Here is a 13,497-nt window from a genome sequence, read left to right as displayed (position 1 = left end):
GCGGCGCGGCGTGAGCCGCGCGGCCGCTACCTGCTGACCTGGCGCGGAACCGTCACCGTGAGCAGCTTGTCCGGGTTGCGGACCGCGTAGACGTTGGTGATCTCACCGCCGGTGATCTCGATCAGGAAGACGCCTTCGAGCTGGTCGCCGACGTGGACGACCATCGCGGGGCAGCTGTTGGCGCTGACCATCTCGATCCACAGTTCCGGCGTCCGCCGTCCCTTGTGGAAGAGATCCAGGACGAGCCCGGCGACGTTCTCCGCCCCCATCACGGGGCGGCGGGCCGCGATGGTCTTGCCGCCGCTGTCGGCGGTCCAGGTGGCGTCCCGGGCGAGCAGCGCGAGCAGCCCGTCCATGTCGCCGGTGGTCGCTGCGGTCATGAACTGCTCGGTGATCCGCGTGGTCGTCGCGGCGTCGGCGGGGTCGAAGCGCTTGCGCCGGGCATGGACGTGCTCGCGGGCCCGGTGGGCGATCTGGCGCACCGCCGTCACGGACTTGCCCACGGCGGCGGCGATGTCGCCGTGGTCGAAGCCGAACACCTCACGCAGCACGAACACGGCCCGCTCGTCCGGGCTGAGCGTTTCGAGCAGCACGAGCATCGCCATGGACACCGACTCGGCGAGCACGACGTCGGCCGACATGTCGCGCTCGTCGAGCAGCAGCGGCTCCGGCAGCCACGGCCCGACGTAGTCCTCACGACGGCGCGCGCTCGCCCGCAACGCGTTGAGCGCCTGCCGGGTCACCAACCGCGCCAGGTACGATTTCGAGTCCCGCACCGTCGTGAGATCGACCCTGGCCCACCGCAGGTAGCTGTCCTGCAGCACGTCGTCGGACTCCGTCGCCGAGCCGAGGATCTCGTAGACGATCGTGAACAGCAGCGGCCGCAGCAGCGTGAACCGCTGGACGTGTTCATCGGCGGTCATGGGGACGCTCCGGTGTTGCCGTTGCGGGGTGATCGGTCATGCCCCCAAGACACCGTGGAGCACCCGCGGCGTGACATGGCCTGATGTGACACACACCACGCCTGCATCCTGCAGGGCTTGTCGGTCAGGGCCGGCTGCGTCGATCCGGCTGCACCCCGAGCAGCAGTCTTTGCAGCGCTGGGATCCATGACGATGCATGTCCGTCGCGCGCGACGGCTCGCCGGCACCGGTCGCACACCTGCCCGTACCCCATGCGGTGGCGCTGCTCGTGCCGCAGCCGTGCCGCGTGCTCCACCTCGTCCGCTGAACGCATCGCCCCCGCCTCTCGTCCTCACAATGAAGAGTTCGCGGCGATCTCGATCCTTACCGGCGAGGGCGGGCGCCGATGATGTTGATGGTGGGGTGTGGGGATGGCCGACCGATCACGCCGGGGGTGGCGTGCCGTGTTCATCGTCCTGCTGGCGGTGAGCCTCTGCGCATGCGCGGCGGCCGCGGCCCCGGAGGAGGGTGCGCCGGCCGGTCGCGACCCCGCCGCGCCGCTGCGGGTGCTTCAGCTGAACCTGTGCAGCAGCGGCATCGCGACGTGCCACACCGGTCGGGCGCCTGCCGAGGCCGCCGAGGTGATCCGCCGCGAGAAGCCCGACCTCGTCACGCTGAACGAGGCCTGCGAGGACGACGTGGCGACGCTGCGGCAGGCGCTCGCCGACGCTGTTCCGGGGGCTGTTCCAGGGGCTGTGGTCGACTCTGCGTTCCAGCCGGCGCGCGACCGGCGCACCGGCGCCGGCTACCGGTGCCGCAACGGCGAGCAGTACGGCATCGGAGTGGTCTCCCGGTGGCCGTCGGTGCCGGGCAACTCCGGCGGCGGGATCTATCCGCCGCAGGACGGCGACGACCCGGAGGAACGCGCGTGGCTCTGCATGGACCTCGCGGCGTCCGCGGGCGTCGCCATCTGCACGACGCACCTGGCGTACACGAAGCGGGAGATCGCGCGGGCCCAGTGCCGGTACCTGTTCGGGACGATCGCCGCGGGGCTGCGCGCCCGCAACGGGGTAAAACCGCTGGTGGTGAGCGGCGACCTCAACCTCGGAGCGAGCGGCAGCGCCGATCTCGCGTCGTGCGTCCCGGCCGGATCCACGCTCGCCGGCGACGGCGGGCAGCAGCACGTCATCGCAACACCCGAACTGGCCGTCGACAGCTCGCGCACGATCGACCTCGACGGGGCCACCGACCATCCGGGCCTGCTCGTCGTCCTCCGGCGGGCGGGTGCCTGATCCTCACGCCGTTGTGATGACGAACGTCTTGAGCGAGGCCGACACCACCGGCTCGTACGTGTCCCACTGCGGCTCGTCCACGATGCCGTCGACGAGGTAGAGGCTTGTGCCACGGACCGCTACCAGGTGGTAGTACCGGGTTCCTGGGCCGGCCACCGAGCCCGGCTTCTTGATGCCGAAGAGATGCGCCGGCGAGCCGTCGGGCAACGTCGTCGGCTGGTCGTGGAAGATTTGCTCGCCCGCGGCCACGGCGCCTTGCCGGGACCCCGCGACGGCGTTCTCCAGCGATCCGGGGTTGGTGACGACGAAGATCACGATCGCTGCCACCGGCTCCTCTGCCGTCCTCTCCTTGCTGCCGAAGGAGAGGACGGACGAGGTGTCGACCTCCCATCCCAGCGGCGGATGGATCGTGAAGCGCTTGTTCACGTCGACATAGGGGTTCGAGGCCAGGCCGGCGGCCACCCCCGTCGGGCCGGTAGCGGTTGTGGCCGCCGGCCGGGTGACGATCAGGACCGTCGCGCCGGCGATCGCGACAACGGCGACGAGGAACGCGATCGCGATCTGCAGCGCTCGCCTGCGCCGTCGCGGTGGTGGCCCTGGTGCTGCAGGTGCGGACCGGACGTGGTGCCGGGTGGTGGCGCCGTGACCAGGTGGACCGGGCGGTACCGGCGCGACCGGGCCGGGAGCCTGGGACCCGGTCTGGGGATGGATCGGGGCGACGGCCGGCATCGGCGGGGTGCGCGCCGGTGCCGGGCCGGTGAGCACCGCGCGTGCGGCCTGGACGAGTTCGGTCGCGTGCTGGAAGCGCTCGTTGGGTTCCTTGGCCATGCCGCGGGCGATCACCGCGTCCATCCCGGCAGGCAGGTGGAGGACGTGGTCGGACGCGCGGGGCGGGGTCGCGGTGAGGTGGGCGAACATCATCGCGGCGAACCCGTCGGCGATGAACGGCTTGCGTGCGGTGAGCAGGGTGTAGAGCACGCAGGCCAGCGAGTAGATGTCGATGCGGTTGTCACGCTTGTCGCCGTCGAACAGCTCGGGGGCCATGTAGTCCATCGAGCCCAGGGTGGTGCCGGTCATGGTGAGCCGGTCGCCGGTGGTCGGAGCGGCGATGCCGAAATCGACGAGGTAGGCGAATTCGCCGTCGTCCCCGGTGTCGCCGGTGTTCCGGCGGGTTTCGGTGGCCAGCAGCACGTTGGAGGGTTTGACGTCGCGGTGGATCAGACCGTCGGCGTGCGCGGCGTCCAGCGCACTGGCCACTTGGGCGAGGATGTGCACGGCCCGGACGGGTTGCATGGGGCCGTGGCGGTGGATCACCGTTTCCAGGTCGAGGCCGTCGACCAGGCGCATGTCGATGTAGAGGCGCCCGTCGATGCTGCCGTAGTCGTGAATCGGGATGACGTGCGGTTCGCGCAGCCGTGCGGCCAGTTCCGATTCGCGGCGGAACCGGTCCTGGAACCCGGCGTCGTCGGCCAGATGGGGGGCGAGCAGTTTCAATGCGACGGTGCGGCTCTTGCGGGTGTCGAAGGCGCGGTAGACCTCGCCCATGCCGCCGCGTCCGACGAGTCCGTCCAGCCGGTAGGGCCCGAACATGTCCATGTCACGCTCCGAACTTCAGCGTGCTGAGGGTGGCCCGCAGGGTGGCTTCCTCGACATGCAGATAGGAGGTCAGGGCTGTGCAGGTGGCGACCACCTTCGTGCCGCCGCGAACCGCGACGACGCGCAGGGCGCTGACCTGGGCCTGCGGGCCCGGATCGAGGTAGGTGCTTGCGAGCAGGTGCCCCGGTGTGCCGTCCGCGAGCGTGAACGGTTCGTCGAGGGTCAGATTTGCGTTGTGCGCTTCCAGCAGTTGGGATCGTTCGGCGGGTAGGAGCTCGACCAGCTGCATGTCCGTCGCACTTCCGGACACGGTGAGATCGGTGATCCAGCCGGCACCGGTGTTGAAGTCGGTGATGGTGGGCGTGGGGCTGGTGAAGGTCGCGGCGTAGTCCGGGGTGAGCGGTTGCTCTTCCCAACCGGCCGGCGGCTTGATCGAGAACCGGCCCTCCGGGTCGACGTACGGCTCGGCCGCCAGCGGTTGCGCCGGGACCGCCGTCGGAGCCGCCGGTCCGGCGACGCCCGTCGAACGTGCAGCGTTGAAGACGACGATCCCGCCGAACGTCAACGCCGCGACCAGCAGCACCGCACCCGCAACGGCGAAGATCCGGTTCCGCGTACGGACGGACCGGGATGGGGGCGGCGGCAACGGCGGACCCTGGAGGCCCGGTCCCGCAGCGTGGAGCGAGGGCGACGGCGCCCGAAGCACGGTCTCCGGCAACGGGTTCGGTGCCACGACCTGCGGTGGCCGGCTGGTGGGTGGCTGGGCGGCGGATTGCTGGGCGACCTGGCCGACGGAGGTCGGGTCGTTGGGCCGACCGAGGAGCAGGTGCGGCATCTGCACGGTCAACGACGAGATCGTCAACGCCCGCCGCGCACCGTCGGCCAGGTCACCGGCCCGCTGGTACCGCTCGTCCGGGTTCTTCGCCATCCCCTTGGCCAGCACCTCGTCGAACGCGGGCGAGACCCGCGCCACCCGCGAGGGCGGCGGCGGTGTGCCGTTCACGTGGGCGTACATCATCGCCATCAACCCGTCGGCCTCGAACGGTCGACGGCCGGTCAACAGCTTGTACAAAACGCACGCCAACGAATAGACGTCGACCCGCTTGTCCCGCTGGTGCGCGCCGTCGAACAATTCCGGCGCCATATAGGCCATCGTGCCCAGTGCGGTGCCCGTCACGGTCAACCGGGCACCGGACATGGGGGCCGCAATACCGAAGTCCACCAGATAGGCGAAATCGTCGTCGGTCAGCAGGATGTTCGACGGCTTCACGTCGCGGTGCACCAGATCGTCCTCGTGGGCGGCGTCCAGCGCGCTGGCCACCTGCGCCACGATGCGCACGGCACGCTCCGCCTGCAACGCGCCTTCCCTGGCCACCAGGGTGTCCACGTCCGCGCCGTCGACGAGGCGCATGTCGATGTACATCTGGCCGTCGATCTCGCCGTAGTCGTGGATCGGGATCACGTGCGCCTCGCGCAACCGGGCCGCGACCTCCGACTCACGCCGGAACCGCGCCTGGAACTCCACATCCGAGGCCAGGTGCGACGACAAGCGCTTGACCGCAACCGTCCGCTGCTTCAGCGTGTCGAACGCGCGGAAGACCTCACCCATGCCACCGCGGCCCACCAAGCCTTGCAGCTGGTACGGCCCGAACTTCTCACCGGTCGTCATCGTGTCCCCCTTGCGGCCCCGCGGGCCGAGGGCAAGGATCCGAAACCCGCGGCCCGCCGAACAGAAGGTGCACGCGCAAGTAGCTGTCCTCGTTGGCAGGGTCTTCGCACCCAACTGCTATGGACTTCGGGCGCCGGTTGTGCCCCATGCGTCGGGTGCGCGGCGCACACCGGCTATACCCACCGTATTTTGCCGTCGCCTTACCTCGTTCGGACTTTGCGCTAACAATTAGTTCCCTATGCTCATCAATGGGGGAAGCGCATGTCGATCAAGGGGGAGTAGGGCATGATCGTCGAATTGGGGAACGCACGAGCCCGATGGCGGGCCGGATTCGCGTTCGTCGGGATGTTGGTATTGATCGCCGCAACGGCCTGCACAACGGTGGTGGGGCAGCCGCAGCCGGCCGGCACTTCCGGTTCGACCGGTTCTTCCGGTACTTCCGGCACGCCCGACGGGCCCTTTGTGCAGCAGTTGGCCGGCGAGGTGAGCGACGCCGGAGCGATGACGCACCTGACGGCGTTGCAGAAGATCGCCGACGAGAACGGCGGCAACCGGGCCGCCGGCACCCGCGGCTACGACGCGAGCGTCGAGTACGTCAGCGGCGTGCTGCGCCAGATCGGCTTCGAGGTGAGCACCCCGTCGTACGAGGGGTCGGACCACGACGACGAGGGCGGGTCGACGCCGGGCCGCAACGTCATCGCCGAGACCCGCACCGGGGACGCCGGCCAGGTCGTGATGATCGGTTCGCACCTGGACTCGGTGCAGGAGGGTCCCGGCATCGTCGACGACGGCTCGGGCGTTGCGGCCCTGCTGGAGATCGCGACCCGGCTCGGCGCGGAACCGGCGGTGAAGAACAAGGTGCGGTTCGCGTTCTTCGGTCACGAGGAGGTCGGCCTGCAAGGCTCGAAGGGCTACGTCGAGAGCCTGTCCTCCGCCGACCTCAAGAAGATCAAGATGTACCTGAACGTGGACATGATCGCCTCGCCGAACGGCGGATACATCGTGCAGGGCGGCAAGGGCAGCGACGAAGAGGAGACCGGCCCACCCGGATCGGGCACGATCGCGCAGGTGCTCGCCGACCAGCTGGTCAAGAGCGGCGTGAAGTCCCCGGAGATCATCAAGTTCGTCGGGGACGACGAGACCGCGTTCGTCGAGGCCGGCATCCCGACCGGCGGCGCGGAGAACGGCGACGCGAAGAAGAAGACCGCCGCGCAGGCCGAGGCGTGGGGCGGGCAGGCCGGGCAGGTCTACGACCCCTGCTACCACCAGGCGTGCGACCGCATCGAGAACGTCAACCGGACCGTGCTCGGGCACTACGTCCGCGCGCTGGCCGGCACGGTCGCCCACTTCGCGACGTCTCCGGACGCACTGCGCTGACCGGTGCGCTGACCGGGGTACTTATATCGATGCTGATTCCTCTCGTCCGCGATGTCCCTAGGGTCGTGCGAGATGACCCGAACGGGACGGACGAGGAAGCAGGAACCCACCATGACCAGCGAGAACCGGATCGCCGACCCCCGCGCTGCCGCCAAGCCGGAGGTCGTCGACCGGGCCACGTTCCAGGCCGAGCTCGATCGGCTCAAGGTCCGGGAGAAGGCCCACACCCGTGAGGGCGACGCGATCGCCGCCGCGCGACGCCGGCTCCCGATGGTCGAGGTCGACGCCCGGACCCCCTTGACCGGCCCTGCCGGCGAGATCCCGCTGATCGACGTCTTCGAAGGCCGGTCGCAGCTGGTCGCGTACTACCACATGTGGCACCCGGGCCGGCCGGCCGCGGAGCAGTGCGAGGGCTGCACCTTCAACACGGCACACGTGACGGAGCTGAACTATTTGCACTCGCGCGACGTCAGCTACGCGGTGCTGTGCGAGGGGCCTTTCGGGGAGGCCGCGCGGTACCGGGAGTTCATGGGGTACCCGGCGCCCTGGTTCTCGGTGCCGCCGGACTCCGTGGCGAAGCTCGTCCCGCACTTCGGCATCCTCGCGAGCTACCTCCGCGACGGCGACCGGGTCTTCGAGACCTGGTGGACCACCGCCCGCGGCGACGAGGTGATGGCGCCGTCGTACGCCCTGCTGGACCGGACCGTCTACGGCCGCCAGGAGGTGTGGGAGGAATCGCCCGAAGGCTGGCCGCAGGGCTGGGCGGCCGGCGGTGGGCAGTTCCGCGCCGACGGCCACGGACGCCCGATCGCGCAGCTGTCGAGGGTCGGAGCAGGCCGCGACGACGACCTCGGCCCGCTCGCCGCCGGGTGGACCGCCTGCACCTGCGAGCTCCACAAGGACCAGTAAACTTCCCCACCGTTTTGCCAACTTGCACACCCTGAAAGGTGTGTGGGTTGGCAAAACGGTGGGGAAGTTGCGGGGCCCGAGCGGTCAGCGGCGGCTCGCGCGGGAGCGGGCCAGCCACGTGAGGCCGAGGGCGGCGATGATCGCGCCGGTCAGCGCGAGGAGGAACGCCCGCTCGACGGCTCCCCACGGCCACGTCGGGCCGGACAGCCCGACCTGCGCCGCGGAGTACTCGAGGATCTTCGCGGCCCAGCTGGCGGTGGGCACGTCCATGCTCGCGGCCATGTCCTGCAGCGAGGCGTCGAACGCGAAGCCCGGCCGCTGGTGCAGGTACGCGACAGGTACGCCCGCGCTGCCGGCCGAGGCCGCAACGGTCGGGTCGGGGCTCGCGGCCGCGTCGAGACCGGGCACCAGCACGCGGTCCACGCGCTGCGCGGCGGACCCGTCGGCCCGCGGCACGAACGTCAGGCCGTGCCGCGACCGGATGCTCTGACCGTCGGCCGTGATGGCGAGCGTCCGCGCCGCCTTGACCTCGCCGTACGGCGCGAACGCCGCGGCCAGCTCCAGCTCCCCGACACCGTCGGTGAGCACCACCCCGAGCGTCGTGGAGTTGGCCCGGAAGCCGATGTTGAGCAGGTGCACCAGCCCGTTCTCCATGGACACCTTCGCGATCGGCAGCGGCGCGGCCGCCCCGGGCAGGTAGTGCCGCCAGCCGACGGTGCCGGCCGCCGCCGTGGCAGCGTCCCCGCCGACGAGCCGCTCGATCACCCGGAGCGACCCGTCGACGGACGAGAGCAACCCGCCGGTCGTGATCACGTTGCCCTCGTCGAGGTACCGGGCGCCCTGCTGCCACTGCACGGCGGGATAGCGCTGCGCGAGCCCGCCGATCCGGTACCAGTGCGAGGTCGCGGGTTGCCCGTCGAGCAGCCCGGCCTCGGCGAGGAGCCGCGCGCCGGTGCAGACGCCCAGCAGCAGGCCGTCGGACGCGGTGTCGCGCAGCCACCCGACCACGGCGGCGTCGCTGCTGGACTCGGGCAGCTCCGGCACGACCGTGACGTCGGGCGCGGCGCCGCCGAGCCGCTCCCGCAGCTGGTCGAAGCTGAGGTCGGGAACCAGGTCCAGGCCGCCGAGCAGCGGCAGGGGCCGGCGTTCCGGCGCGACCGTGTAGACGTTGAACGCTCCCGTGCTGGCCAGCACGTCGTACGGGACGAGCGTGTCGGCGACGTTCGCCCCGGCGTTGCCCACGACGACGACCGCGGTGGGCTTCGTGGGGTCGTGCGCCTTCGGGGCCTCGGCGAGCGCGGCTGCGGCCGCCGCCGACGGCTCGGCCTGCGCGTACCGGCTCTGCTCGTAGGAGGTGGAGCCGATGGCGTAGACGCCGGCCGGCACGAGGAAGGCGGCGAGCAGCACGACCAGCACCCGCGCGACGGTGGCCAGCACCCGACGCCGGCCGGTCGCGTGGCGAACATGCGTGCCGTGCCTGCTGTGGTGACCGGTGTACTCGTCGATGCGGAACAGCATCGCGACGAGCATCAGCGGCAGCATCGCGACGTGCTCGACGAGCATCGCGGTGCCGGCGCTCATCAGGCCCAGCGCCACCAGCAGGATCACGACGGCGACCGGTACGAGCATGGCCGCGCTCATCTCCACCACGGCCCGCGTGCGGTGGCGCCGGACGTACATCCAGCCGGCCATGCCCAGCGTCATGGTGACGCCCATGTCCAGCAGCACCAGCTCCGGGAAGCGGGCCATCGTGTACTCCACGCCGGCGACGGCCAGCAGTGCGTGGAGGGCGCCGCCGAACACGACCATCCCGAGCCCCATCGCGACCACCATCTCCACGAAGTGGAGCGCGAATCGGACCCAGCTGCGGCGCTCACGCGCGGTCGGTGCGGCCTCCGCCGCCGGTGCGTCGTGGGTCAATTGCTGTGTGTCGTGCATGGTGACCTCCGGGTCTCGTTGCCGGAAATTCTGGCCTGACCAGGGGAAACGCAACCAGTGCCAGCGGTAATGACCTCCGCGTGCAGTTCCGGCGGCGTCCGGGATGCACTTTGCACATCGGCCGCTTCGCAACAGGGGCCGTCGTGGCTACGGTGCTCACCGACGTACTGGTCGGATGGTCTTGGGGGAGCGGATGGACGAGCAGCCGGCACCGGCGCAGCTGCGTCACGTCTGGGGCTTCGCCACGGCGTTCCTCTGCGCGGCGCTGCCCGCCGTCGCCGGTATCGCGGCGTTCTGGGCGGGCCCCCTCGCGATCGTCCCGGCGGCCGCGGCGTTCGTGCCGCCGCTGCTGTACGCCGTGCCCCGCAGCCGCCCGCTGTGGGAGCGGCACCGCAACGAGCTGCTGGTGGTGCAGGCGCTGCTGGCGTACCTGCCTTTTGCCGCTTTCGGCAGCGAGTGGGTGGCGGGCCTGCCCGGGTTGTTGGGCGGGATGCTGCTGCTGACGGTGGCGTCCCCGCTCTCGTGGCTGCTGTTCGTGCTGGCGCTCGTGGTCGAAGGGGTGCTGCGCATCGGCGTCGTCGGGCTGCCGCACATCCAGGGGCTGGCGGGGCCCACGCTGATCTTCGTCGTGCCGCTCTACTCCGCGGTGGCGGTGTTCGGGCTGGTCCGGCTGGCCGGCCTGATCAGTGATCTCCGCGAAGCACGCGGCCGGCTGGCGGCGCTGACCGTCGCCAGGGAGCGGGCCCGAGCCGCGCAGCGGTTGCGTGCGGCCATCGGCGACCGGCTCGACACGGTGACCACACACGCGCAGGCGGCGTCGGCGGCACTGCCCGAGGAGCCGGACGAGGCGCGGCGCCGGCTCGCCGAGGCGGCCGTCGAGGCGCGGCAGGCGCTCGACCAGGTGCGGACGATGGTGTCCGACGACCGGCGCGAGCCGGCTGCCAGCGCAGATGGTGGGTCCGGGCCGACGCTGGCGCCGCGGCTGGCGCGTGGCGTGCTGGCGCTGGTGCTGGTCGCGTTGTCCGCGCAGCTGCTCACGACCGCGATCGCCGACCACCATGTCGGGCCACTGGTGCAGGCGACGTCGGTGATCGGCGTCGTGGTGATCGTCGCGCTGCAGCTGTACCACTCGACGGTCTGGCGGGAGGGTGTTCGTCCCCGCTTCTGGGCGTGGACGTTGACCGCCCAGCTGGTGGTTCTGGCGTTGGGGTTCTTCCCGGTGCTGCATTCGACGATCCACGGCCTGGGCGGGTTCGTGGCCGGTTCGGCGCTGTTGCTGCTGCCCGGCCGGTGGGGGTGGACGATCTTCGCCGCGGTGCAGGCCGCGATCGCCGTGCACACGCTCGTCCTGCCCGGTCTGGACACGGCCGACGTCGTCTACTCGCTGCTGATGACGGTGACCACCGCGCTGGTGGTCTACGGCCTCTCCCGGATGGCGGGGTTGGCGGTCGAGCTCGACGAGACGCGCCGGGACATCGCACGGATGACCGTCGTGCGGGAACGTCTGCGGGTCGCGCAGGACGCCCACGACCTGCTCGGGCTGGGCCTCTCCGCCGTGGCGCTGAAGTGCGACCTCGCCGCGCGGCTGGTCGGCCGCGACGATGCGAGGGCGCAGGCGGAGATCGCCGCGCTCGTGCAGCTCGCCGCGCAGGCCGGCGCCGACGTCGTGGCCGTCACCGCCGACGGGCACCGCATCTCGCTGCGGGCCGAGCTGGGTGCGGCCACCGAGGCGCTCGCCTCGGCCGGGGCGGTCGCCGAGGTCCGTGGGGAGCGGCTGGTCGAGCAGCTGCCCGACGACGTCGACGCCGTGCTCGCCACCGTGCTGCGGGAGGCGATCACCAACGTGCTGCGCCACTCGACGGCGCAGCGGTGTGCGGTCGACCTCGCGGTCGAGGACGGGGTCGCGCATCTGCGGGTGCTCAACGACGGGGTGTCCAACGACCGAGCGCGTGCCGGTGGGCCGTCGACGCAGCGCGGCGGGCGTGGGCTGGTCAACCTGTCGGCCCGCGCCGCTGCCGCGGGCGGCGCCGTGGTCACCCATGCCAGCGGCGGGAGCTTCGAGCTCTCGGTGCGGGTGCCGCTGGGGTCAGACGGGGCCGGCGGCGAAGACGCGCTCGCCGCGCGCGACCCTGCGCACGGCGTCGACGAGGTCGTCGGCCGGGCCGTCCTTGATCAGGAATCCTGAGACGCCGATGGCCAGTGCTCTGCCGTGGCTGTCGGGTGTTGCGAGCCCGGTCAGGATCAGGACGTTGCAGGCGGGCAGCCGGTCCTGCAGCTCCGCGGCGGCGGTGAGCCCGTCGGTGCCGGGCAGGTCGACGTCGAGCAGCGCGACGTCGGGCAGGTGGGTGAGGGCTTCGGGCACGATGCGGTCGCCGGCAGCCATCGAGGCGACTACGTCGATGTCGCTCTCCAGTTCGAGCAGGGCGACGAGGGTCTCCCGCAGGACGTCGACGTCCTCGGCGAGGAGCACCCTGATGCGCATCCTGCGAGTCTGGGTCGCTGCGCGTCGACCCCGCTAGTGCGCTCGGGCACCACGTCGGCGTGCATTTTGCACACGGCGTCGGGTGTTCAGAGCCAGCCGGCGTCCGCGGCGATGCGGGCGGCGTCGACGCGGTTGCGTGCGCCGATCTTCGCGACCGCCGACGCGAGGTAGTTCCGCACGGTGCCGTAGGAGAGGTAGAGCTGCGCGGCGATCTCGGTGGCCGACGAGCCGGCCGCGTGCAGCTTGAGGATCTCGGCCTCTCGCGGGGAGAGCGGGTTCTCGACCACCTCCAGCGCGGCGAGCGCCAGCTGCGGGTCGACCACCCGCTCCCCTGCCGCGACCCGCCGGATCGCGTCGATCAGCTGCTCCGCCGGCGCGTCCTTGATCATGAACCCGCGCACGTGCGCGGCCATCGCGCGGCGGAGATGTCCCGGTTTGCCCATGCCGGTGAGGATCAGCGTGCGGCATGCCGGGAGGCGCCGGCTGAGCTCGGCTGCGGCGGTGAGCCCGTCGATGCCGGGCATGTCGATGTCGAGAATGGCGACGTCGGGGTGGTGCTCCAGAGCCAACGGGACGACCTCGTCGCCGGCCGCGGCGGTCGCCACGACGTCCATGTCGTCCTCCAGCTGCAGCACCGCCACCAGCGTGTCGCGGAGGATGCGCACATCCTCCGCGACCATGATCTTGATCATCGGCGCCCTCCCGCGCCGACGGTAGCGCATGGTCTTCGGCGCGGGACCTGGTCGGGGTCGACGTACCTGGGTGGGATGAACTCCGGTGAACCATCCACTATTCGAACGATCCATTCAGTGGAATGAATCTCCCGGTGATGCATCTTGCAAAGCATCACGAGGTTGTTGATCTCGGTGGGTCCGCCGTTCTGCCATTCGACGACATGGTGGATGTCGCACCAACTCGCCGGGCGGCCACACCGTGCGCATCCGCGGTCACGGGCGGCGACCGCTCGTCGCATTCCGTCAGGAATCACCCGGGAGAGGCGGCCGATGTCGAGGGGTTGGCTGTCGCTGTTCATGACGATCGGGATGACGGCAGCGTTGCAGGCAAGCTGACGCAGGTCTTTGGTGCTGATGTGGCCGCCGAAGTCCAGGATCGCGGTCCGCACTCGGGTTTCCAGCTCGAGCAGGGGGATGTGCACGTTGAGATGGGGCCGGTGCCCACCGGACTGCGGGACATCGCCGTGGTCGAGGACGTACCCGCAGACGTCGGCCAACGCTTCGGCCTGGCGCTGTTTGCAGCTGCGCTGATCATCCGCCCCGGCCGGTTTGGACTTCGCGTCGATGAGGGTGGCGATGGTGGCGAACAGGACAGCGT

Annotated in this window: 12 protein-coding genes; 4 read left to right on the top strand and 8 right to left on the bottom strand. The window is 70.9% G+C overall.

The annotated features are described in order from the left end of the window. Positions 1–26 precede the first annotated feature (26 nt). Positions 27–923, bottom strand: a complete 897-nt coding sequence (sigJ, locus tag LL648_RS37450) for an RNA polymerase sigma factor SigJ (protein ID WP_232667633.1) — start codon at positions 921–923, stop codon at positions 27–29. A 410-nt stretch (positions 924–1,333) separates the two neighbouring features. Between sigJ and LL648_RS37445 the strand changes: the two genes are divergently transcribed. Beyond that, positions 1,334–2,194, top strand: coding sequence for an endonuclease/exonuclease/phosphatase family protein (locus LL648_RS37445; RefSeq protein WP_232667632.1), 861 nt, complete (start codon positions 1,334–1,336; stop codon positions 2,192–2,194). Between the two features lie 3 nt (positions 2,195–2,197). Here the strand turns inward: LL648_RS37445 and LL648_RS37440 are convergent, their stop codons facing one another. The 3 genes from LL648_RS37440 to LL648_RS37430 form a co-directional block, all read right to left on the bottom strand. Continuing rightward, entirely contained in the window at positions 2,198–3,790 is a 1,593-nt protein-coding gene (locus tag LL648_RS37440; RefSeq protein ID WP_232667631.1) for a serine/threonine-protein kinase, read from the bottom strand. Position 3,791: 1 nt separating this feature from the next. Then, positions 3,792–5,573 (bottom strand): serine/threonine-protein kinase, encoded by a 1,782-nt coding sequence (locus tag LL648_RS37435; protein ID WP_232667630.1) that lies wholly within the window; start codon positions 5,571–5,573, stop codon positions 3,792–3,794. Positions 5,574–5,704: 131 nt separating this feature from the next. After that, entirely contained in the window at positions 5,705–5,905 is a 201-nt protein-coding gene (locus tag LL648_RS37430; protein ID WP_232667629.1) for a hypothetical protein, read from the bottom strand. A 16-nt stretch (positions 5,906–5,921) separates the two neighbouring features. Between LL648_RS37430 and LL648_RS37425 the strand changes: the two genes are divergently transcribed. Both LL648_RS37425 and LL648_RS37420 read left to right on the top strand, forming a co-directional pair. Next, complete coding sequence (locus LL648_RS37425; RefSeq protein WP_232667628.1) at positions 5,922–6,836, top strand: M20/M25/M40 family metallo-hydrolase; 915 nt, start codon at positions 5,922–5,924, stop codon at positions 6,834–6,836. Between the two features lie 111 nt (positions 6,837–6,947). Further along, on the top strand, positions 6,948–7,745 hold the full coding sequence (locus tag LL648_RS37420; RefSeq protein WP_232667627.1) for a DUF899 family protein: 798 nt from the start codon (positions 6,948–6,950) through the stop codon (positions 7,743–7,745). 84 nt (positions 7,746–7,829) lie between these two features. On the opposite strand, the gene LL648_RS37415 is transcribed toward LL648_RS37420, so the two are convergent. Further along, positions 7,830–9,683 carry a DJ-1/PfpI family protein gene (locus LL648_RS37415; protein ID WP_232667625.1) on the bottom strand — a complete coding sequence of 618 codons (1,854 nt, stop codon included), beginning with the start codon at positions 9,681–9,683 and terminating at the stop codon, positions 7,830–7,832. Between the two features lie 193 nt (positions 9,684–9,876). On the opposite strand from LL648_RS37415, the gene LL648_RS37410 reads away from it, so the two are divergent. Further along, positions 9,877–11,868 carry a sensor histidine kinase gene (locus LL648_RS37410; RefSeq protein ID WP_232667624.1) on the top strand — a complete coding sequence of 664 codons (1,992 nt, stop codon included), beginning with the start codon at positions 9,877–9,879 and terminating at the stop codon, positions 11,866–11,868. On the opposite strand, the gene LL648_RS37405 is transcribed toward LL648_RS37410, so the two are convergent. From LL648_RS37405 to LL648_RS37395, 3 genes are all read right to left on the bottom strand, one after another. Then, a complete protein-coding gene (locus tag LL648_RS37405) occupies positions 11,770–12,165 on the bottom strand; it encodes a response regulator (RefSeq protein ID WP_232667623.1) in 396 nt (131 codons plus the stop codon). The two genes, LL648_RS37410 and LL648_RS37405, sit on opposite strands and share 99 nt — an antisense overlap. Before the next feature lie 86 nt (positions 12,166–12,251). Then, complete coding sequence (locus LL648_RS37400) at positions 12,252–12,857, bottom strand: response regulator transcription factor (RefSeq protein ID WP_232667622.1); 606 nt, start codon at positions 12,855–12,857, stop codon at positions 12,252–12,254. Beyond that, positions 12,854–13,497: HNH endonuclease signature motif containing protein (locus tag LL648_RS37395; RefSeq protein WP_232667621.1), on the bottom strand; the 644-nt coding region annotated here is incomplete at its 5' end. The genes LL648_RS37395 and LL648_RS37400, both read right to left, overlap by 4 nt.

It is taken from the genome of Pseudonocardia sp. TRM90224, from assembly GCF_021245725.1.
Taxonomy (GTDB): Bacteria; Actinomycetota; Actinomycetes; order Mycobacteriales; family Pseudonocardiaceae; genus Pseudonocardia.
This window is presented reverse-complemented; position numbering and strand designations above follow the sequence as displayed.

Bases quoted from the DNA above. Each gene is read 5' to 3' on its own strand.
- LL648_RS37400 (WP_232667622.1), bottom strand. From the start codon at position 12,857: ATGATCAAGATCATGGTCGCGGAGGATGTGCGCATCCTCCGCGACACG.
- sigJ (WP_232667633.1), bottom strand. From the start codon at position 923: ATGACCGCCGATGAACACGTCCAGCGGTTCACGCTGCTGCGGCCGCTG.
- LL648_RS37415 (WP_232667625.1), bottom strand. From the start codon at position 9,683: ATGCACGACACACAGCAATTGACCCACGACGCACCGGCGGCGGAGGCC.
- LL648_RS37405 (WP_232667623.1), bottom strand. From the start codon at position 12,165: ATGCGCATCAGGGTGCTCCTCGCCGAGGACGTCGACGTCCTGCGGGAG.
- LL648_RS37445 (WP_232667632.1), top strand. From the start codon at position 1,334: ATGGCCGACCGATCACGCCGGGGGTGGCGTGCCGTGTTCATCGTCCTG.
- LL648_RS37410 (WP_232667624.1), top strand. From the start codon at position 9,877: ATGGACGAGCAGCCGGCACCGGCGCAGCTGCGTCACGTCTGGGGCTTC.
- LL648_RS37440 (WP_232667631.1), bottom strand. From the start codon at position 3,790: ATGGACATGTTCGGGCCCTACCGGCTGGACGGACTCGTCGGACGCGGC.
- LL648_RS37420 (WP_232667627.1), top strand. From the start codon at position 6,948: ATGACCAGCGAGAACCGGATCGCCGACCCCCGCGCTGCCGCCAAGCCG.